Genomic DNA, 6,756 nt, shown 5'->3' on the forward strand with positions numbered 1-6,756 from the left:
GTGGCGGTCCCCCCGCCGCGGTCCGCCCCGGCCGTGGAAGCGGATCCGGCCCCGGCCGTCCCGACCGGGAGCGAAGCGCCCACGCCGCCCGACGAGCGGTCGGGGGCGACCGAGGGCGTGCCTGCCGACGTGGCGGCCGGGCCGGCGGCGGAGGCCGGGCCGGCCGACGGGCTGACCGAGCGGGAACGGCGGATCCTCGCCTTCGAGCAGCAGTGGTGGAAGCACGCCGGGGCCAAGGAGCAGGCGATCCGGGACACCTTCGGGCTCTCCGCGACCCGGTACTACCAACTGCTCAACGCGTTGCTCGACCACCCGGCCGCGCTGGCCGCCGAGCCGGTGCTGATCGGCCGGTTGCGCCGGCTGCGCTCCTCACGCGCCCGCAACCGGCGTCGCTGACCGGCTCACTTCTCGTACGTGCACAGCGGGCGCCCGCATGGCCCCGGCCGGTCCGGGTAGGCGGGCGGCGACGGAGGGAGCGAACGGATGGGGGCACCAGACCGCCGGTACCCGATCGGGAGCCGGCCGACGCGGCCGGTCGGGGTGGCGCCGACGATGCGGGTACGCTCCGCCTCCGCCGCCGCCCCGGGTCGGCTGGAGAACGAGGACGCGGTCTTCCGCCTCGGCCCGCTGGTCGGGGTGCTCGACGGGGCGACCGTGCCGGAGGGCTTCGACACCGGGTGCGTGCACGGGCCCGCCTGGTACGTCCGGCACCTGGCCGCCCGGATCGGCCTGGCGCTCGCGGCCCGACCGGCGGCGACGCTGATGAGCAGCCTCGCGGCGGCCATCCTGGCGGTCCGCGCCGACCACGGGGGCGAGTGCGACCTCGACCATCCGGGCACCCCCTCCTCCACGGTCTGCCTGCTCCGCGAGGGCGGCGACCAGGTGGACTACCTGGTGCTCTGCGACAGCCCGCTGGTGCTGGACGCCGGCGGCCAGGTGAGCGTGGTCTCCGACGAGCGGCTGGACACCGCGATGGCGGAGCTGCGCCGCACCGCCGCCGACCTGCCCGGCGGCGAGGTCGATCCGGTGACCCGGTTCCGGCAGGCGGTCATGGTGCAGCGGGAGCGGATGAACCGGACGCACGGCTACTGGGCGGCCGCCGCCGACCCGGACGCCGCGTACCACGCGGTGACCGGGACGCTGCCGCTGCGCGGGCCCGGGGCGTTGCGCCGGGCGGCACTGCTCAGCGACGGCGCGTCCTGCGCGGTCGAGCAGTTCGGCCTCTTCGACTGGACCGGGTTGCTGGACGTGACCGCGGCCGAGGGGCCGGAGGGGTTGATCGCCCGGGTCCGCGCTGCCGAGCGCGACCACCCGGACCGGCTGCGCCGGCACAAGCGGACCGACGACGCCTCGGTGGTGTTCTGCGAGTTCGACGCGGCGGACTGAGCCGGGCCGCGACAACGGAGCGTGAGGCAGAACACGGAGGCCGTCCGACCGGCCCGTACCTTCCACCGGACCGGCAGTCCCCGGCCAAAGGGGTGGACTCCGGCCGGTACGGGCGGCAGACTGCGGCACGTGGCGGGTGCGGTACGACTTGAGCCGGTGGACGAACGGAACCTGGAGCCGTTGCTCTCCGTAGCGGCCGCCGAGGCGGAGCCCGAAGACGTGATGCCCCCGGTGGACGCCCCGGCCGGCTGGTCGCTCGCCCGCCGGGAGGCGTTCCGCGACTTCCACCGGGCCAGCTTCACCGGCCTGGACGGCCCCACCCGCACCCGGATGTACGCCATCCTCGCCGGCGGCGAGGTGGTGGGGATGGTCCGGATGACCCGCTGCGAGCAGCCCGGCACCGTGGAGACGGGGATGTGGCTGGGGCGCTCGGCCCGGGGGCAGGGGCTCGGCGCGGCGGCGTTGCGCGAGCTGCTGAACGCGGCCGCCGCGGCCGGCATGCGCACCGTCGTCGCCGAGACGACGCCGGACAACCCGGGCGCTATTTCGGTGCTGCGGAAATGCGGTGCCCGATTGCGGGAAGACGGCGGTAAGGTGCGCGCGGAAATGTGTCTGGATTCGGCCCTGCCGGCCCTCTGATTATCTCGCTTGCCTTGTGTCAACAATCGTCTTTTGGCTGCCCAGCCCGGCCTGTCTGACCGTTTTGCGAGGCTCCTCCGCCGCCGTGGCGGCTCATCCGAATGCGCTGTGACGGACCTCGCTGGAATTGCGGGGAAACGTTTCGTGGGTGGGCCCACGGGTACTGCCCGCCGGGTCCGCTAATAACGGGATGCCCGGTCGCAGGCCCATTTCGCGCTATTCCCCGGAGCTGTTTCCGGCCTGCCCCACCATGCGGCGTCCGCGTCCCCCGGGGAGCGAAGGAGAACCGATGAAGAGCGGAGCACGGGTCGCGCTGGCGGTGGGCTTCGGGTACCTCCTGGGCCGCCGCAGGAAGCTGCGTACCGCCCTCACGCTGGCCGCCGCGGTGGCCGTGGGCCGGGCCAGCCAGAATCCCGGCGGGCTGCGGAAGTACGGCACGGACCTGCTGAACTCGTCCGCCCAGCTGGGCAACCTCACCAAGCTCGGCGGCCCCTGGCCACCGCCGGCAAGGCCGCGGCGACCGCCGCCGCCGGCAGCGGCATCGACGCCCTCAGCGGCAAGCTGCGCGGCAGCGCGGACGCGCTGCGCCGGAAGTCCGGCGGGAACCGGCCGGACTCCGACGCCGCCGCCGGAGAGCGGTCGGCGCCCGACGAGGAGCAGGAACTCGACGACCAGCCCGAGGCCGAAGGCGCCTACGACGACGACTACGACGACGACCGTGACGACGCCGACCGCGAGGAGCGGCCGGTCGTGGCGCGTCGGCAGGGGCGGTGACCATGGCGGCCAATCCCAAGCTCGCGGACAAGGCACGCGACCAGCTCGGCGGGGAACTGCGGAACCTCGCCGGCGCGATCGGTGAGCGGGCGGTCCAGGTGGTCACCGAGCGGCTCACCGGCGCCACCGGCCGGCTCAGCGAGTACGCGAAGTCCGGCGGCGGCCCCGGCCTGGTCGCCGCCGCCACCGGCGCGCAGAAGCTCGCCGAGGGGCACTCCCCGATGAAGGCCATGTTCCATGCCGGCCTGGCCGGCGGTAAGGAGAAGCTCATGTCGGCGTTCGGCGGTGGCGGCGGCAAGGGTGGCAAGGGCGGCAAGAAGCTCAAGGTCACCAACATCGTCGAGACCATCGAGGTCGGCGTGCCGGTGCGGGTCGCGTACAACCAGTGGACGACGTTCAGCGACTTCCCGAGCTTCATGAAGAAGGTCGAGCAGGCCGACAAGGACTCCGACGAGAAGATGACCTGGAAGGCACAGGTCTTCTGGTCGCACCGGAGCTGGGAGTCGACCATCGTCCGGCAGATCCCGGACCGGCTCATCCACTGGCGCTCCAAGGGCGAGAAGGGCTCCGTCGACGGCACGGTCAGCTTCCACGAGGTCGGCCCGGACCTCACCCGGATCCTGGTCGTCCTGGAGTACCACCCGCAGGGGCTGTTCGAGCACACCGGCAACCTGTGGCGGGCCCAGGGCCGACGGGTGCGCCTGGAGCTGAAGCACTTCGTCCGGCACGTGATGACCCAGACCGTCCTGGACCCGGACTCGGTCGAGGGCTGGCGCGGCGAGATCGAGGACTCCCAGGTGGTCAAGGACCACGAGACCGCGCTGCGCGAGGAGCAGGAACAGCGCGAGCAGGAGGAGCCGGGCCGGCCGCGGGGTCGGACCGAGGAGCCCGTGGAGGAGGCGGAGGAGCGCGAGGAGCGCCGGCCCGCCGAGCGCGGCCGCCGTCGCCCGCCGCAGCGCCGCCGTCCCCCGGAGGAAGAGGAGTACGACGCCTACGACGAGGGCGACGACTTCGACGACGAGGAGTACGAGGCGGAACCCGAGGAGGAGCAGCCGCCGCCGCGTCGCCGGGAGCCCGAGCGGGCCCGCCGTCAGCAGCCGCGGGAGGAGCGGGAGCCGCACGCGGAACCGCAGCGTCCCCGCCCGGCCGCCCGCCGTGCCCCGGAGCCGCCGCGTCGACCGGTGGTCCGGCGGCGGCGTGAGGAGCGTGGCGAATGACGATCGCGACGAGGAGCGGCGCCCAGGGCGGCGCCCTGGAACGCAGCGGAGGCGGTGGCGACGGGGGCACCCTCGCCGACGTGGTGGAGACGGTGCTGGACAAGGGCGTGGTGATCGACGCGCAGGTGTCGGTCGCCGTGGTCGGCATCCAGCTTCTGGAGATCAACGCTCGGGTCGTGATCGCCAGCGTCGAGACGTACCTCCGGTTCGCCGAGGCGGTCGACCGGCTGAGCATCACCCCGAAGAACCAGAAGGGGCTGCCCGACCTGGTGGGGGACACTGCCGGAGCGGCGACCAAGGGCAAGGCGATCTCCGGCCTCGGCAAGGCGGCCCAGGAGATCAGCGGCGCGGTGGCGGACTCGTTGGGCGACCGCGGCCCCGATCGGGAGCGGGAACGGCCCCGCCGGCGCCGGGAGGAGGAGCGGTGAGCATGACCACCCAGGAGGCAGAGCCGAGCGGCGCGGCCGGGCTGTTCATCTACGGCATCGTGCCGTCCGACGTGGAGCCGACCCCGGACGCGGAAGGGGTCGGCGACCCGCCGGGCGAGGTGACCGCGGTCCGGCACGGCGACCTGGCCGCGCTGGTCAGCGAGGTCGGGCTGGAGGAGCCGATGGGCCGCCCGGCCGACCTGACCGCGTACCAGACGCTGCTGGACGGCACGGCGGCGGTCGCGCCGGTGCTGCCCGTCCGGTTCGGCACGGTGGTGACCGGCCAGGACGCGGTGGCGGAACTGCTGGAGGCACACCACGACCGGTTCGCCGCCGCCCTCGACGAGTTCGAGGACCGGCTCCAGTACACCGTGCACGGCCGCTTCGACGAGGAGGAGATGATCAGCGACTTCCTCACCGAGAACAGCGCCGCCGCGGCGCTGGCCGAGCAGGTGCGCGGCCGGCAGGAGGCGGAGACCCGGGAAAAGCGGATCCGACTCGGCGAGATGATCAGCCAGGGTGTGGAGCTGCGCCGGGAGGCGGAGAACCGGGCGCTGATCGAGGCCCTCACCCCGTACGCGGTGGCGCACGCGCCGCGCCCGCCGAGCAGCGAACTGGACGCGATGAACGTCGCCTTCCTGGTCGCGACCGACGACGAGGAGGACTTCGTCCGGGCGGTGGAGGACTTCGCCGAGCAGCGGCGGGACCTGGCCCGGATGCGACTGCTCGGCCCGCTCGCCCCGTACGACTTCGTCAGCGCGCACCAGTTGGTGGCGTGAGAGATGGACATCCTCTGGAGCCTGCTGACCCTGCCGTACGCCCCGGTGCGGGGGCTGACCGTGGTGGTCAAGGTGATCGCCCGGGAGGCGGAGGCGCGGCAGTACAACCCGGTCAACATCCGACGCGAGCTGGAGGACCTGGACCGGGCGGCGGCGGCGGCGACATCACGCCGGAGGAGCGGGACCGGCGACAGCAGGAGGTCCTGGACCGGCTGACCACCCCGGCCGGCGGCGTTGAGGTTACCCCTCCCGAGGCCGCCGGCCGGCGGCCGCCGCCGGCCGCCGGGAGACCGGCCGGCGACGGACCGTCGGTCGACGGGGTGACCAGCACCGCGGGCGAGGGGACTGAGATGACGGGAGCACGGATCCGTGGTGACGGCGACCGGGAGCGCCGGCGCGACCGGGACGCCCGCGCCGACGCCGGCCGGTACGTCGACGAGGAGGAGTACGAGGAGGTGTCGGCCGCCGAGGCGGCCCGGGAGGGGCTGCGCCAGATCGTCGGGCTGACCGGCAAGGACCCGCTCGGCATCACCTCCATCCAGCCCACGGACGACGGCTGGCTGGTCGGGGTGGAGGTGGTCGAGGACCACCGGATCCCGGCCTCGACCGACCTGCTCGGCCTCTACGAGGTGGAGCTGGACATGACGGGCAGCCTGCTCGGCTACCGGCGGTCCCGCCGGTACCAGCGCGGCAAGGGGGACTGAGATGACGATGGCGCGGCCACCCTCGGTGGTGCAGAACTCGGGCCAGGTCCTGCCGGCCGGGCACGAGCCGGCGAACCTCGGCGACATCCTCGAGCGGGTGCTCGACCGGGGCATCGTCATCGCCGGTGACATCCGGGTCAGCCTGCTCGACATCGAGCTGCTGACGTTGAAGCTGCGGCTGGTCATCGCCTCGGTGGACACGGCGCGGCAGATCGGCATCGACTGGTGGGAGCACGACCCGTGGCTCAGCTCGCGGGCCCGCCCGCCGGTGGAGCCGGGGCCGCGGGACCCGGAGGAGGTGGAGGCGTCCCGGCGGCCCCGGGTGGCCGCCCGGGCCGAGCGGGAGGAGCCGAATGCGTACGACCGCTGAGACCACTCCGACGGCTGACGCGCCGGAGACCGGCACCGGCGTCTGGCTGCACGGCGTGACCGCCGACGTCGACCCGGCCACCCTCTCCGGGATCACCGGGATGGACGGCGCTCCGGTCCGCCCGGTCCGGGCCGCCGGCCTGACCGCCGTGGTCAGCGCCGCCCCGCTGGCCGAGTACGGCGAGGCGGCGCTGCGCCGCAACCTGGAGGACCTGGCCTGGCTGGAGCGGGCCGCGCGGACCCACCACACGGTGGTGGACGCCCTGTCGCGGGCGGGCGCGGTGGTGCCGGCCCGGCTCGCCACGGTGCATCGCGACGACGACCGGGTGGCCCGGGTGCTCACCGAGCGGCGCGACGAGTTCTCCGCCACGCTGGCCCGGCTCACCGGCCGCGAGGAGTGGGGCGTCAAGGGGTACGTCGTCCCCGGCGCGCGCCCCGCACGGCGGAGGCGGCCGGCCAG

At 74.3% G+C, this 6,756-nt stretch carries 8 protein-coding genes and 2 pseudogenes; all 10 read left to right on the plus strand.

Annotated elements, in window-relative coordinates; all coding sequences use genetic code 11:
• Complete coding sequence (locus JNW87_RS32350; RefSeq protein WP_238454980.1) at positions 1–396, plus strand: DUF3263 domain-containing protein; 396 nt, start codon at positions 1–3, stop codon at positions 394–396.
• 87 nt (positions 397–483) lie between these two features.
• A complete protein-coding gene (locus tag JNW87_RS32355) occupies positions 484–1,386 on the plus strand; it encodes a hypothetical protein (protein WP_238454981.1) in 903 nt (300 codons plus the stop codon).
• Positions 1,387–1,515: 129 nt separating this feature from the next.
• Complete coding sequence (locus JNW87_RS32360; protein WP_109804278.1) at positions 1,516–2,025, plus strand: GNAT family N-acetyltransferase; 510 nt, start codon at positions 1,516–1,518, stop codon at positions 2,023–2,025.
• A gap of 776 nt (positions 2,026–2,801) precedes the next feature.
• The gene (locus JNW87_RS32365) at positions 2,802–4,016 is read left to right on the plus strand and encodes an SRPBCC family protein (protein ID WP_238454982.1); all 1,215 of its coding nucleotides are present in this window, start codon (positions 2,802–2,804) and stop codon (positions 4,014–4,016) included.
• 80 nt (positions 4,017–4,096) lie between these two features.
• Positions 4,097–4,237 (plus strand): annotated as a pseudogene (gvpJ, locus tag JNW87_RS41785) (gas vesicle protein GvpJ); the annotation flags it as partial.
• A gap of 209 nt (positions 4,238–4,446) precedes the next feature.
• Positions 4,447–5,223 (plus strand): GvpL/GvpF family gas vesicle protein, encoded by a 777-nt coding sequence (locus JNW87_RS32375; RefSeq protein ID WP_238454988.1) that lies wholly within the window; start codon positions 4,447–4,449, stop codon positions 5,221–5,223.
• Between the two features lie 3 nt (positions 5,224–5,226).
• The gene (locus JNW87_RS32380; protein ID WP_238454984.1) at positions 5,227–5,439 is read left to right on the plus strand and encodes a gas vesicle protein GvpG; all 213 of its coding nucleotides are present in this window, start codon (positions 5,227–5,229) and stop codon (positions 5,437–5,439) included.
• A gap of 134 nt (positions 5,440–5,573) precedes the next feature.
• Positions 5,574–5,927, plus strand: a complete 354-nt coding sequence (locus tag JNW87_RS32385) for a gas vesicle protein (protein WP_238454985.1) — start codon at positions 5,574–5,576, stop codon at positions 5,925–5,927.
• Between the two features lie 7 nt (positions 5,928–5,934).
• Positions 5,935–6,129 (plus strand): annotated as a pseudogene (gene gvpJ, locus JNW87_RS41790) (gas vesicle protein GvpJ); the annotation flags it as partial.
• Positions 6,130–6,280: 151 nt separating this feature from the next.
• Positions 6,281–6,756: GvpL/GvpF family gas vesicle protein (locus JNW87_RS32395; protein WP_238454987.1), on the plus strand; the 476-nt coding region annotated here is incomplete at its 3' end.

Source organism: Micromonospora sp. ATA51 (assembly GCF_016802855.1).
Classification (GTDB): Bacteria; Actinomycetota; Actinomycetes; order Mycobacteriales; family Micromonosporaceae; genus Micromonospora; species Micromonospora sicca.

Coding starts and splice junctions, on each gene's coding strand:
- JNW87_RS32355 (WP_238454981.1), top strand. CDS start 484: ATGGGGGCACCAGACCGCCGGTACCCGATCGGGAGCCGGCCGACGCGG.
- JNW87_RS32365 (WP_238454982.1), top strand. CDS start 2,802: ATGGCGGCCAATCCCAAGCTCGCGGACAAGGCACGCGACCAGCTCGGC.
- JNW87_RS32375 (WP_238454988.1), top strand. CDS start 4,447: ATGACCACCCAGGAGGCAGAGCCGAGCGGCGCGGCCGGGCTGTTCATC.
- JNW87_RS32380 (WP_238454984.1), top strand. CDS start 5,227: ATGGACATCCTCTGGAGCCTGCTGACCCTGCCGTACGCCCCGGTGCGG.
- JNW87_RS32385 (WP_238454985.1), top strand. CDS start 5,574: ATGACGGGAGCACGGATCCGTGGTGACGGCGACCGGGAGCGCCGGCGC.